At 61.0% G+C, this 13,246-nt stretch carries 11 protein-coding genes, 1 tRNA gene and 1 pseudogene; 8 read left to right on the forward strand and 5 right to left on the reverse strand.

Annotated features, from left to right (window positions below; translation table 11 throughout):
* Positions 1 to 11: 11 nt before the first annotated feature.
* Positions 12 to 1,505, forward strand: a complete 1,494-nt coding sequence (gene pyk, locus ABQM86_RS09655; RefSeq protein WP_369746478.1) for a pyruvate kinase — start codon at positions 12 to 14, stop codon at positions 1,503 to 1,505.
* Between the two features lie 130 nt (positions 1,506 to 1,635).
* Here pyk and ABQM86_RS09660 read toward each other — a convergent pair whose 3' ends face one another.
* Entirely contained in the window at positions 1,636 to 2,241 is a 606-nt protein-coding gene (locus ABQM86_RS09660) for an ANTAR domain-containing response regulator (RefSeq protein ID WP_369746479.1), read from the reverse strand.
* A gap of 196 nt (positions 2,242 to 2,437) precedes the next feature.
* Here ABQM86_RS09660 and ABQM86_RS09665 point away from each other — a divergent pair.
* Positions 2,438 to 2,519 (forward strand) — tRNA-Leu (locus ABQM86_RS09665).
* A 402-nt stretch (positions 2,520 to 2,921) separates the two neighbouring features.
* On the opposite strand, the gene ABQM86_RS09670 is transcribed toward ABQM86_RS09665, so the two are convergent.
* Positions 2,922 to 3,080 (reverse strand): hypothetical protein, encoded by a 159-nt coding sequence (locus ABQM86_RS09670; RefSeq protein ID WP_369746480.1) that lies wholly within the window; start codon positions 3,078 to 3,080, stop codon positions 2,922 to 2,924.
* Positions 3,081 to 3,399: 319 nt separating this feature from the next.
* Here ABQM86_RS09670 and ABQM86_RS09675 point away from each other — a divergent pair.
* Positions 3,400 to 3,822 (forward strand): annotated as a pseudogene (locus tag ABQM86_RS09675) (serine/threonine protein kinase); the annotation flags it as partial.
* Positions 3,823 to 3,859: 37 nt separating this feature from the next.
* On the opposite strand, the gene ABQM86_RS09680 reads toward ABQM86_RS09675, so the two are convergent.
* Positions 3,860 to 4,519: a DUF4192 family protein gene (locus ABQM86_RS09680; RefSeq protein ID WP_369746481.1), complete on the reverse strand. Its 660-nt coding sequence runs from the start codon at positions 4,517 to 4,519 to the stop codon at positions 3,860 to 3,862.
* A gap of 496 nt (positions 4,520 to 5,015) precedes the next feature.
* On the opposite strand from ABQM86_RS09680, the gene ABQM86_RS09685 reads away from it, so the two are divergent.
* The 5 genes from ABQM86_RS09685 to ABQM86_RS09705 all read left to right on the forward strand — a co-directional run bounded on the left by ABQM86_RS09685 (position 5,016) and on the right by ABQM86_RS09705 (position 12,014).
* Positions 5,016 to 5,192, forward strand: coding sequence for a CsbD family protein (locus tag ABQM86_RS09685; RefSeq protein ID WP_369746482.1), 177 nt, complete (start codon positions 5,016 to 5,018; stop codon positions 5,190 to 5,192).
* Between the two features lie 430 nt (positions 5,193 to 5,622).
* Entirely contained in the window at positions 5,623 to 6,663 is a 1,041-nt protein-coding gene (locus tag ABQM86_RS09690) for an iron ABC transporter substrate-binding protein (protein ID WP_369746483.1), read from the forward strand.
* A 4-nt stretch (positions 6,664 to 6,667) separates the two neighbouring features.
* Entirely contained in the window at positions 6,668 to 8,266 is a 1,599-nt protein-coding gene (locus tag ABQM86_RS09695; protein WP_369746484.1) for an ABC transporter permease, read from the forward strand.
* Positions 8,263 to 9,432, forward strand: a complete 1,170-nt coding sequence (locus ABQM86_RS09700; RefSeq protein WP_369746485.1) for an ABC transporter ATP-binding protein — start codon at positions 8,263 to 8,265, stop codon at positions 9,430 to 9,432. The genes ABQM86_RS09695 and ABQM86_RS09700 overlap by 4 nt, the downstream gene beginning before the upstream one ends.
* Positions 9,429 to 12,014: an AMP-binding protein gene (locus ABQM86_RS09705; RefSeq protein ID WP_369746486.1), complete on the forward strand. Its 2,586-nt coding sequence runs from the start codon at positions 9,429 to 9,431 to the stop codon at positions 12,012 to 12,014. The genes ABQM86_RS09700 and ABQM86_RS09705 overlap by 4 nt, the downstream gene beginning before the upstream one ends.
* A gap of 217 nt (positions 12,015 to 12,231) precedes the next feature.
* Here the strand turns inward: ABQM86_RS09705 and ABQM86_RS09710 are convergent, their stop codons facing one another.
* Together ABQM86_RS09710 and ABQM86_RS09715 are read right to left on the reverse strand one after the other, a co-directional pair.
* A complete protein-coding gene (locus ABQM86_RS09710) occupies positions 12,232 to 12,420 on the reverse strand; it encodes a hypothetical protein (RefSeq protein WP_207597236.1) in 189 nt (62 codons plus the stop codon).
* A gap of 137 nt (positions 12,421 to 12,557) precedes the next feature.
* Positions 12,558 to 12,929 carry a DUF4192 family protein gene (locus ABQM86_RS09715; protein WP_369746487.1) on the reverse strand — a complete coding sequence of 124 codons (372 nt, stop codon included), beginning with the start codon at positions 12,927 to 12,929 and terminating at the stop codon, positions 12,558 to 12,560.
* Between the last annotated feature and the right edge of the window lie 317 nt (positions 12,930 to 13,246).

The following is a 13,246-nucleotide window of genomic DNA, read 5'->3' on the forward strand; positions in this document are numbered from 1 at the left end:
AGGGTAGGTATATGAGACGCGCGAAAATTGTGGCAACTTTCGGCCCGGCTATCTCCAGCTTCGACAACACCCTCGCGGTGCTGGAGGCCGGCGTCGACGTTGCTCGCATGAACATGAGCCACGGCGACTACTCCGTGCATGACATCACCTACGAAAACGTCCGCAAGGCTGCGGCGCAGCTGGGCAAGCCTGTTGCGATCATGGCTGACCTCCAGGGACCCAAGATCCGTCTTGGCCGTTTTGTTGACGGACCCCACGAGCTGGCCGTCGGCGACATCTTCACCATCACCACCGAAGACGTACCCGGCACCAAGGACATCTGCTCCACCACGCTCAAGAGCCTCACTGAAGACGTCAACGTGGGCGATGCCCTGCTGATCGACGACGGCAAGGTGGCCATGCGTGCCATCGAGGTTGACGACGTCAAGGTAGTCGCCACCGTTACTGTTGGCGGCAAGGTTTCCAACAACAAGGGCATCAACCTGCCCGGTGTTGCCGTCAACGTCCCCGCCTTGAGCGAAAAGGACGAGGACGACCTCCGTTGGGCCCTCAAGCGCGGCGCCGACCTCATCGCCCTCTCGTTCGTGCGTGATGCCTCAGACATCAAGCGCGTCCACGAGATCATGGACGAAGAAGGCCGCCGTGTTCCGGTGATCGCCAAGATCGAAAAGCCGCAGGCAGTGGAGCAGCTCCACGAAATCATCGACGCCTTCGACGCCATCATGGTTGCCCGTGGCGATCTCGGCGTCGAGCTGCCGCTCGAAGAGGTGCCGATAGTCCAGAAGCGTGCCATTGAACTGGCGCGTCGCTGGGCAAAGCCGGTCATCGTGGCCACCCAGGTCCTGGAATCCATGATCGACAACCCGCGTCCGACGCGTGCCGAGGCTTCAGACTGCGCCAACGCAGTTCTCGACGGCGCCGATGCAGTCATGCTCTCCGGCGAAACCTCTGTGGGCCAGTACCCCATCGAAACCGTCAAGGTCATGGCCCGGATCATCGAGTCCACTGAAGTTCACGGCCTGGAGCGCGTCCCCCCGCTGGGTACCAAGCCCAAGACGCGCGGTGGCGCCATCACCCGTGCCGCCGTCGAAATCGCCGACCAGCTGGACGCAAAGTACATCTGTACTTTCACCCAGTCCGGTGACTCGGCACGCCGCCTTTCGCGCCTCCGCCCCGTCAAGCCGGTCTTCGCGTTCACACCGGTGGAGCACGTCTGGAACCAGCTTGCCCTCACCTGGGGCATCCAGCCGGTACTGGTTCCCTCCGTGGGCCACACCGACGAGATGACCGCACAAGTGGACAAGAGCCTGCTGGAAATGGATCTTGTGGACGAAGGCGACCTGGTTGTCATCGCCGCCGGATCCCCTCCAGGACAGGCCGGTTCCACGAACTCACTGAAGGTCCACAAGGTGGGTGACCTCGCCGATACCTCCAAGGTTGACGACGGTTCACGCAAGGAACCTGTTGGCCCGTGGCCTGAAAAGAAGTCCAAGACCAAGAGCTAGTTCTTCGGTTGTTGAATGCGGGCCCCGCCTTATGGCGGGGCCCGCATTTTTGTTTGTTGGTGGTGAGTACGACGGCGGCCGCCCACCTCGCAGGAGGTAAGCGGCCGCCGTCGTTGTTGTGGTTCTTGCGTCAGTTGACCTGGTTGATAATGGTCTCGGCAACCTCACGCATGCTGAGGCGACGGTCCATGGAGGTCTTCTGGATCCAGCGGAAGGCTTCCGGCTCCGTCAGGCCCATCTTGGTGGTCAGGAGGCTCTTGGCGCGCTCTACAAGCTTGCGCGTGGCGAACTGCTCCTGGAGGTCGGAAACCTCGTTCTCGAGCGCCTTGATTTCCTCGTGGCGGGAGAGAGCGATCTCAATGGCCGGAATCAGGTCCGCGGGGGAGAACGGCTTGACGACGTAAGCCATGGCACCGGCGTCGCGTGCCCGCTCCACCAGTTCCTTCTGGCTGAAAGCAGTCAGAAGGACAACAGGCGCGATGCGTGCCTTGACGATTTTCTCAGCCGCCGAAATGCCGTCCATCACGGGCATCTTCACGTCCATGAGGACAAGGTCAGGCTTCAGTTCCTCGGCCAGCTGCACAGCTTTCTCGCCGTTGTCTGCCTCGCCGACGACGTCGTACCCCTCGCCCTTCAAAATCTCGATAATGTCCAGGCGGATGAGGGTCTCATCCTCGGCTACGACAACGCGTCGGGCCGGCTGGGCTGTGGGTATGGACTCCGTCTGTTCGGTCACGGGATCTCCTTGAAAAGGTTCGGCGGGTTCATGTCCATCTTAGTGTGGACTCTTTGATGGCAGGTTTTTGTTGCATCAGCGCGCCCGGTTCTTTGAATCAGCCTATCTGCATGTATAGTAATTTCGCGTGCTGGGAAAGGATCGCGTTGCTCACAGACGTGAGCAGTCAGCGAGATTTAACTTCCCGGTAATCCGCGCCCGAGTGGCGGAATTGGCAGACGCGCTGCACTCAAAATGCAGTATCGAAAGGTGTGTGGGTTCGAGTCCCACCTCGGGCACAGCATACCCCCTCGTCAGAGGGGGTTTTTGCTTTAACGTGTTGACAATTGTTGACACGAGTCTCTGATGTGTGGTGCCGGCGTGTGCCTGGTCGCCGGTTGGCCTGTTCAGTTGTGGGGGAGCGGGTTCAGGGTCTTGGCTGGTGGGCCCTCCGCTTGCTCGGGCCTGGAGTCAGGTGTTCCTCTCTGCGTTCGTCTGGCAGGTCGTGGTTGTCCTACACCTCTTCATGGGTAGGGGTGCTGTGCGCAACATGACCTAAGGAACGTGTTCATGGGAGGGGTGATTCGAAGGATTGTCACCCGGCGGGGCTGCCCGGGCGACTGCGATTGCGTCCACGTTCACATTGATGGAGTGAGGGGCCGAACACTCGTTCGCTGAAGCAAAGTTAGCGTATGACTGGGTCAGAGCTCCAGGCCCAACACCGTTCGCGACAGCACCACGGCTTTGTCTGCCAGGGATTCGAGCTCTGCGTCGTCATACTCGTCCGGCGCCCAGCGTGTTGCTCCTTCCAGGAGGGTCACCACAATCCGGACCTTTTCTTCGGGGTTTGTGTAGCCCATGTCTCGCGCATCGTCTCGGGCAAGATGACGTCGAATGGTGACAGTTCTGGTCTGGTTCACACTATCCGGAGCAGACGATGGTACTAATTTCTGGCGGAGAGCCTGATCGCTTCACCTTCATAACTGAGTATCTCAAATCCCTAGTGTCTGGAGGCATAGAGGTTTCGAGACACATCGAGCCTGATTAGGGGACGGGTCCGGACGTTCGTAAAGGATTCGGATTGGGGCAATAACGGTGGGCGGCCCTGTCTGCGAACGCAGTTCAGGAGGAATTCGATCATCCCGAAATTTCAATAGTGTGGTCATTATGAAAAAGGGGATGATTTTTGAGATCGACGGTGACTCTTACACCGTCGTCGAGCCACAGCTGGGGCAGGGCGGGGCGGGCACGGTCTGTGAGGTGCGCTCATTGGCAGATGACAGGGTCTACGCACTCAAGCAAATAAAGAAAAATGCTCGGCCAGAGCGCAACGGGAGGTTCCTCCAGGAAATCGCGTTCGGTCTGGACTCGAAGAATGATCACGTTGTGAAAATTCACTCGCAGTTCGATGACGCGAAGTACTTCTACTACACCATGGACCTGTACCCGGAGAACTTGCGCGACATCATTGACGAGGAATACGACTACCGGGTGCTTCTCGATTACCTCTCCCAACTATGCGATGGTCTCGCCTATGTGCATGATCGAGGGGTGGTGCACCGGGACATCAAGCCCGAGAATATCCTCGTCGACAGTAAGAACCGACGGGTCGTTCTTGCGGATTTCGGCATCGCTCATTTCAAAGACTCGTCTCTGACTCAGCAAGGTGATCTCCTAGCAAATCGCAACTACCAAGCATGGTTGTCCACAGTTCGCTGGCTCGTAGCGCGGCTTGATGCGGCGCCTGGGCGCGGATCGTGCGCATGCCGTTTTCGACGGCGGTGGCGTGGTCTGCTTCGTGGGTCGGCGTCGGGACGATGATCCGGTTGGTTGGTTCGATGGTGCTGCCGCGGTAGATGAACTCGGCGTTGACGCGGCTGTATTCGGTGGTGCTGATGGGCAGGCTGATGTCTTGTCCGGGCTCGCTGTCGTAGGGGGAGTAGGTGTCGTCGCTGACGAAGATTCCGTCGCGGATGGTGATGCCGTTTTCGGCGAGGACTCCGGTGAGTGCGGCGATGGTCGCTGCATGTGGTTTGGGCTGGCCGGGTTCGCAGTGGGTTGAGGTGTAGAGGGCGAAGACGATGCTTGTCGCGCTGGTGTCAGTGGTGAGGTAGCTGCTGACGGTGCGGGCGTAGGGGAGTTCCGTGCCGGGCTGGCGCGGGAGATCGATGCGGAGGGTGGCGCCGACCTTGCCTTTGTCTAGGGTGATGCAGACCAGACTCTCTTGGGGCCAGAAGCCGAGGGTGTGCCCGATGAAGCTGAGCAGGTCAGCAGGGTCTTTGATGGTGAGCGCATTCATTGTCCTTTTCCTTTGCCCATATGCTGATTCTGTGGTCTTTGCGGGTCGTTCTGATAGGGGACCCGTGCGCTGGTAGAGGGCTGGAGTGCAAATCGGGGACCGGGCCGATCCGGAAAGTTCGGAAGGGGACAAGTGGCGTAGAAGCGACGAGCGAACTTTCCAGACCGGCGCTGGCATGTCAGCGCCTTGGCTGCGCGGCGGCCCGTCCAGCGATGGTCGGGATATCAGAATGACAAACAGCGTTGTTGCTTCTGGCTATTCATGGAGGGGTCATGACCTCACGTCATGACGTCAGTGAGAGCGCTCTTCTGCCTGAAGGTGATCAGTAAGGACGCGGACGCCTTCTAGGTTCGTCCAATTCCAGTGCGCGGTCTCGGAGAGCCAAGGGTGTGATTTCCCAACCTCTCACTCGAAGTCTGGCCGCCGCAGATGCCGCTGGATAGCGTAAACGATGATCCCATCGGTAGCTGCCGGTTCGCCTCAGAGGAGGAATACTATGGGTCTCGGCGACAAAGTCGGGAATGCGGGGAGAAAGCTTGCCGGTAAGTTCAAAGAAGCCACCGGCAGGGCAAACGTTGACGACCGCCTCAGGGCCGAAGGAAAAAGGGACCAGCTCAGGGCGGACCTCAGACAGGCTGTCGAGAAGTTGAAGGACGCGTTCAAGAAGCGCTGACCACCGGTAAACGCCAGGCTGTTTTCTACGTCGAATGTAGATGCGACAGCATCGATAATCATTGCGACGAAAACGAACCCAAGATCAGGCACAGCTCGGCAGCTTGGCCTTCAGGACAAACTGGTCAAGGTCGGGTGCTCCCGGAAGCCCATCCTGCACGTCGCAATGTGATGGTTTTTCCATGAGCTCAGCATGCAGTCGGGTAGAGCCTCGACGGTCATCCGCAGGACCTAAGCGGGGGAAGGTGACTGTTGCTGTGCCGCGCCATGCGGGGTCTGAGGGTTGCAACGTGGCCCTGACCTCACAAATGGTAGGAGCGCCGTAACATTCGTGCCCAGCAGTTAGGAGCCTTGGACGCTTAGGCATGGCTAACCTAAACTTCCTGGGAGGGTCCCCAATCTCTCTCCGACAGTTTGCAGAAAGTATCCCCATGAAGATCCCCAACATTGCGCTGGCCAAAATCGCACTTGTAGCCACCGCCACCCTTGCCCTTGCAGCCTGTGGCTCCGACGCTTCGACCGCCCCCGCGCCGTCCGAAGCCGTCGATGGCATCACGGTGTACAACGCCCAGCACGAAAGCCTTACCAAAGAATGGATCGACGCCTTCACCAAGGAGACAGGAATCAAGGTCACCTTGCGCCAGGGGTCGGACACTGAAATGTCCAACCAGCTCATTCAGGAGGGCGCGGCCTCTCCTGCCGACGTCTTCCTTACCGAGAATTCCCCGGCCATGGCTCAGGTTGAAAATGCCGCCCTCTTCGCCGACGTAGACCAGACCACCATTGACCAGGTGCCCGCAGAGTTCCGTCCTTCCACCGGCAAATGGACCGGTATCGCAGCCCGCTCCACCGTGTTGGTGTACGACAAAAACAAGATCCGCGAAGACAAGCTACCCAAGTCCATGCTGGATTTGGCCAACCCGGAGTGGAAGGGCAAGTGGGCAGCGTCGCCCACCGGCGCCGACTTCCAGGCCATAGTCTCCGCACTGCTGGAACTGAAGGGCGAAGCCGCCACTGAGGCATGGCTTAAAGGCATGAAGGACAACTTCAAGGCCTACAAGGGTAACGGCACGGCCATGAAGGCTGTTAACGCCGGCGAAGTTGATGCCGCGTTGATCTACCACTACTACTACTACGGCGACCAGGCCAAGACCGGCGAGAACTCCAAGAACGTCACGCCGTACTACTTCAAGAACCAGGATCCGGGTGCCTTCGTATCTGTGTCCGGAGGTGGCGTGCTGAAGTCCTCCAAAAAGGCAGCCGACGCCCAGGCTTTCCTGAAGTTCATCACGGGCAAGAAGGGCCAGGAGATCCTGAAGACCGGCACGTCCTTCGAATACGCCATTGCCTCGCAGGTTGAGGCAAACGAAAAGCTGGTTCCCATCAAGGAACTGCAGGCTCCCATTGTTGATCCGGCAAAGCTGAACTCCTCCAAGGTCACCGACCTGATGACCCAGGCGGGACTGCTGTAATTCGGTGACAACCGGGTTTACGGTTTCCGGCCAGCCAGGTCCGGGAAACACGCCGACGGCGGACAAGGGCAAGCGCCTTCGCCCGCCTTTCGGCGTTTCCACCGTATCGGTCCTGGCGGTCCTGATCGCCTTCTTTTCGCTGATCCCGCTCGGCTACGTGGTCTACATGACCGTCGCGACCGGGTGGGACACCGCCGTCGAACTCATAGTCCGTCCGCGCGTTGGCGAGCTGCTCCTAAACACGATTCTGCTAACCGTACTAACCGTTCCGCTATGCCTTGTGCTCGGTGTTGGTGGGGCTTGGCTGGTGGAGCGCACTACCTTGCGTGGCCGCACATGGTGGGCTGTTGCGCTGGCTGCGCCACTGGCAGTTCCAGCGTTCGTGAACAGCTATGCGTGGGTGTCCGCGATACCGTCGCTGGAGGGCATATGGTCTGGCGTGCTGATCGCCACGCTGTCCTACTTCCCTTTGGTGTACATTCCAGCCGCGGCAACGCTAAGCAGGCTGGACCCCGCTATTGAGCAGTCCGCGGCTTCGTTGGGCCTGGGTCCTTGGGCAGTGTTCCTCAGGGTGGTTATGCCGCAGCTCCGCATTGCCATGACCGGTGGCGCCCTGCTGGTGGCGTTGCATCTCCTCGCGGAGTACGGAGCCTTCGCGATGATCCGCTTTGATACCTTCACGACGGCGATCATGGTCCAGTTCCAGTCGACGTTCAACGGCACCGCCGGAAACATGCTGGCCAGCGTCCTCGTTTTCCTGTGCCTGGTCCTGCTCCTGGCCGAGGTGAAGAGCCGCGGTACGGCCCGCTACGCAAGGATCGGTTCGGGCGCACAGGCGAAAGCAACAAGGCTGGAGCTGGGTAAGTTCCAGGCCCCAGCCCAGTTGGCCATGCTTGCGGTCACGATCCTGGCTTTCGGCGTGCCGGTCTGGATGGTCCTGCGCTGGATCGCTGCGGGTGGCCCGGAGGTGTGGGTGGTCGGCGAGTTCGCCCCGGCATTGCTGCAAACCCTTCTGTATGGGGCTGCCGGCGCGGTGGCCACCACCGTGGTGGCGTTCCCAATGGCATACCTTGCGGTCAGGCGGCCCAGCTGGTTCAGCAAGGTCCTGGAGCTGTCCAACTATGTAACGAGCTCACTGCCGGGCATTGTTGTGGGCTTGGCGTTTGTCACCGTCAGCATCAGGGTTCTTCCGGGCATCTATCAGACAGCAGGGGTCCTGGTTGCGGCGTACGTGCTGCTGTTCCTTCCCCGGGCACTGGTCAACCTTCGGGCGGGCCTTGCCCAAGCACCCAAAGAGTTGGATGAGGCCGCGCAATCCCTCGGCAAGGCTCCCTTGGCGTCGTTCTTCAAGGTCACCCTGCGGCTCACTGCCCCTGCGGCTGCCGGCGGTGCGGCCTTGGTATTCCTTGCCATCGTCAATGAGTTGACGGCAACGCTTCTGCTCTCGCCGAACGGGACCCGGACCCTGGCCACCGAATTTTGGAGCAAGAGCAGCGAGATCGACTATGCCGGCGCAGCACCTTATGCGCTGTTGATGATCCTGCTCTCGGCCCCCATGACCTACCTGCTCTTCCATCAGTCCAAGAAAGTTGCCGGACAGTGACCGAACAATCTCCACCCAGGCTGCCCGCCCCACGGGTTGCGCCCACAGTGGCTCCCACCACGAACACCCACTTAGACATCGCCGACGTCACCAAGAACTTCGGTTCCCAGTCAGTGTTGAAGGGCGTCAACCTGTCCGTCGCATTGGGGGGAACCACCGCCATCGTCGGACCTTCCGGCTCGGGTAAGACCACGCTGTTACGGCTTATTGCAGGCTTCGAACATCCTGACACCGGGACCATCAGCCTCAATGGTTCCACCGTTGCCGGCAACGGAGTCCGGGTTCCGGCGCACAAGCGGCAGGTGGGCTATGTTGCCCAGGACGGTGCCCTGTTTCCGCACCTTTCGGTGGGGCAGAACATAGCCTTCGGGTTGGATTCCGGGAAGCTCGACGGCGGTCGGCGGGCCGTGGGCCCCCGCGTCCAGGAGCTGCTCGAGATGGTCGCGCTAGACGGTTCCATGGCCAAGCGGCGCCCGCACCAGCTGTCCGGCGGCCAGCAACAGCGCGTTGCCCTGGCGCGTGCTCTTGCGCGGGAACCTGAACTCATGCTGCTGGACGAGCCGTTCTCGGCCCTTGACGCGGGCCTGCGCGTCGCCACGCGGCGGGCGGTGGCTGAGGTGCTGAACGCCGCGGGTGTGACCACCATCCTCGTGACGCATGACCAGGCTGAAGCGCTGTCGTTTGCGGACCAGGTGGCCATCATGCGGGGCGGAAAATTGGCGCAGATCGGCAATCCGTTTGTTGTGTACACCCGTCCAGCGGACCGCGCCACTGCCGAGTTCCTCGGTGACGCCGTCATTCTGGACGCATGGTTGGAGGGATCACTGGCCACGTGTTCACTCGGCGGGATTCCGGTGCGCCGTCCCCCTGCACAGGGACGGGTGCAGTTGATGCTGCGGCCGGAACAGATCCGCATCGCCCCCGACGGCCCCATCCGCGGAGTCGTCGTTGATACGGATTACTTCGGACCCGAGACCACCGTCCGCATCAAGCTTGCTGCGTACAGCGCTGCCGACGGCGGAGTCTCCGGCAACGGCCACCGCTACCCTGGCGGCGGTGAGGTGATCACCATCCGGCACTGGAACGCTTCGATTACCAAGCCCGGGACGGAACTGTGCCTTCGCGTTGTCGGCGAGGGAGTGGCCTTTCCCCAGGAGATTCAATGACAACAACAACGCTCGACCTTGCACCCGTTCCCTTTGCCGCGCAGCTTGCCCGTTTCGGAGATAGTCCGGCCATTCGCGGTGGCTCGCGCACCATTTCGTACGCAGAGCTTGCAGATCTGGTAGCTACGACCGCAGCCCGGCTCGGCCCTGTCCGTCGGCTTGTTGCACTGACCGCCTCGAATGACGTGGACTCACTGGTCGCCTACTTGGCTGCGCTTACCGGAAACCACGCGATCATCCTCCTGCCCGCGGACAAGCCCGCTGCGCTCGAATCGCTCGTGGCCGCGTACGACCCCGACGTCATCATGCGTTCGGGGTCCGGCGAGCCTGTGATGGAGGAACGCCGGCCCGGGACCCGGCATGAACTCCACCCTGAGCTGGCACTACTCCTGAGCACCTCCGGCTCCACAGGCTCACCCAAGCTGGTCAGGCTTTCGTTGGAAAACCTGCAGTCCAACGCCGAGTCCATTGCCGAGTATCTGGGCATAGGTCCACACGACCGGGCAGCCACCACGCTGCCGATGTCCTACTGCTACGGCCTGTCGGTGATCAACAGCCACCTCCTCCGGGGCGCATCGCTGGTGGTGACCGACTTGTCCGTGGTAGACCCGTGCTTCTGGAATCTTTTCCACGCCGAAGGGGCTACATCGTTTGCCGCCGTGCCCTACACCTTTGACCTTCTCGAGCGCGTGGGCTTCGCAGACATGGCACTGCCCTCGCTCCGCTATGTGTCCCAAGCCGGCGGAGGTCTTGGCCCCGACAAGGTCCGGCACTACGCCGGGCTGGGTGCACGACGAGGCTGGGACCTCGTTGTCATGTACGGACAGACCGAAGCCACCGCCAGAATGGCCTACCTGCCACCGGACCTCGCTTCCGAACACCCGCAGGCCATCGGCGTGCCCGTGCCCGGTGGAACATTCCGGCTTGAACAAGTGCCCGGACTCGATGAGTGTGAGCTGATTTACGCCGGACCAAACGTCATGCTCGGCTACGCCGAAAGTCCTCAGGACCTGGCCTTAGGCCGGACCGTAGCTGAACTCCGAACGGGGGACCTGGCCAAGCGCACCCCCAACGGGCTCTACGAGATCGTGGGCAGACGAAGCCGTTTCATCAAAGTGGTTGGCCTGCGGGTCGACTTAGGCCACGTCGAACGCATTCTGATCGGGTTGGGGGTTTCAGCGGCCGTAGCAGGCACAGATGGCCGGCTCGTTGCCGCCGTCGAGGGGGATCACGATCTATCCCTGATAGCAAAGACCGTCGCCCAGGACCTTGGGCTGCCGCGCGCCGCCGTCGACCTCCATCCTGTCCCCAAGATACCCCGGCTGGCGAACGGAAAGCCTGACTACCCTGCCGTCATCGCTATGGCATCCCGACCGGAGATGCCAGCCAACGAGCCACCTCCGCATCACCCCGGCATGGACGTGCGCACGATCTTCGCCGAAGTACTCGAAACGGCCAACGTCACGGACACGGACACCTTCGTGTCGCTCGGCGGAGACTCACTCTCGTACGTCGCGGCCTCAGTTCGCCTGGAGCAGGAACTCCGTTACCTTCCGCGGGGATGGCATCTGATGCCCATCCGCGAGCTCACCCCCGGACTGAAGCAGGCCGAGCGCGCCGGGCATACCGCCAAACCGGTCCATGGGCGGGTACGCACCTGGCAAAGGCGGTTGCTTGCACCGATGGAGACAAGCGTCGTCCTGCGGGCAGTGGCCATCGTCTTCATCGTTTCCACGCACATCGGCCTGTTCTCCTGGGAAGGAACAGCTCACGTACTGATGGGCCTCGCCGGCTACAACTTTGCCCGTTTCCAGCTTGAGGGAAATCGGCGTTCCCGTTTCCGACGGCACTTGCGGGCCATTGCCCGGATCGTGGTTCCCAGCGTGGCGGTGATAGCAGTCGCGTTCGCTGTCACTGATGACTACGGCTGGCACAACGTTCTTCTTCTGAACTCACTCGTCGGCCCGCAAGGTTGGACAGACATGTCCCGCTTCTGGTTCGTCGAGGTGCTAGTTCACATCCTGGTCGGTCTCGCGCTCTTGCTGGCTATCCCGGTCATCGATCGGGCCATGCGCCGGTGGCCATGGGGTTTCCCGCTTGCATTGGCGGGCCTGGATCTCCTGCAACGCTTCGACGTCGTTGAGCTGCCTTACCCCGGCCAGGGGCCCGTTTTGTGGCTCTTCGCCTTCGGCTGGGCTGCCGCCGTGTCCCACACGCTCCGGCAGCGATCCCTTCTTACCGCTATGGCTCTGTGCACTATCCCGGGATCCTTCGAAGACACCTACCGCAGCGCCACGATTCTCGCGGGCTTCCTCGTTCTCCTCTGGATTAACACCTTGCCCGTCCCGCGCGGCATGCACAGGTTCGTCGCCCTACTGGCCAGTGCTTCGCTGTATATATACGTCACCCATTGGCTCGTATACCCAATGGTCATTCAGATTGATAAGGGTCTGGCGGTGTGGGCATCCCTGGCCGTCGGCGTGGCCTATTGGGCTCTTATGAGCAGGGTCATGGGGGCTGCGGAAAGTTGGCTGCGACCAGCGCGTCCAACTGCTGTTGAGCGACCTGGTTCCATGTCCTGATAGGGATGTCGCCTAGCTGCCTTATCCCGGACCTGGTGGGAAGCCTTGCTGACACGGCCTCTCGAGACGACTAGGGGACAGGGACCGCCAGAGTCTTGCTGCGAGAGATGAAGGTGAACTGTAGCTGAATAACGCAGCTTTCTGGATACCTACGGCCACGGTACTGTCCCAGTGCTCGAATAGATCGCCGCTCTGGACACGTCCAGCGCTTGGGAGTTCAAAGGATGAGCTGGTCGCGGATGTGCGGGAACTGGAAGTTGGCCATCAGGGCAGTGGTTTTCTCTTCTGTGAGGTAATCGCGGCTGTCGGGCATTGTGGTCCAAAGTTCGTGTGCCTGCCGGACGGCTTTCTCGGGGTTTAGTGACTTGATGGCGATCATGTGGTTTTCGATGACGGTCGCTTCCACAGCCTGGTGCGTTCGTGGTGGCAGGGTGATTTGGTCAGTGGGGGGCGATGGTGCTGCCGCGGTAGATGAATTCGGCGTTGACTTGGCTGTACTCGGTGGTGCTGAGGGGCAGGGTTCTGTCTTGGCCCGCTCCGGTGTCATAGGGGGGCGGCCGTGTCGCTACCGACGAAGATTCCGTTGCGGATGGTGACGCCGGTTTCTGCGACGACTCCGGTGAGCGCTGCGATGGTCGCGGTGTGGGCGTTCGACTGGCCAGGTTCGGAAGCGGCACTGGTATACCGGGCGAAGACAATGCTTGTGGCTTTGGAGTCATTTGTGAGGTCGCTGGCGACGGTCCGGGCGAAGAGGACTTCGTGGCATGGCTGGCGGGAGAGGTCGATGGGGAGCGTTGCACCTACTTTGCTGTTGCCGAGGGTGATGCAGACGAGGCTCACCTGTGGCCAGAAGCCGAGGGTGTGTCCGATGAAGCTGAGTAAATCTGCCGGGTTTTTGATGGTCAGCGCGTTCATGGTCCTGTTCCTTGCCCTAATTCGGTGTGCATGTGGTTTGTTGGGGTTGGGTGTCCTTCTGTTAGGGGACCTGGGCGCTGGGGTAGGGGCTGTAGTGCAACCTGGGGGACCGGGAGCGCCGGAAAGTTCGTCAGGATGGGAGCGACGTAAGAGCGCCGAGCGAAGTTCCGGGCCGGGTCGGCGCGTCAGCGCCTTGGAATTTATGGATGAGGTGAGTCGGTCGGTTGGAGAGAGCGGGTGGTCCAGCAAGGAAAAGTGGTCGGGCGTGAGACTTGTTCAGGGCCCGCAACTTTGACGCCGTGGGCAGTTGAGCCGGT

Origin of the sequence: Paenarthrobacter sp. AMU7, assembly GCF_041200195.1 — a bacterium.
Classification (GTDB): domain Bacteria; phylum Actinomycetota; class Actinomycetes; order Actinomycetales; family Micrococcaceae; genus Arthrobacter.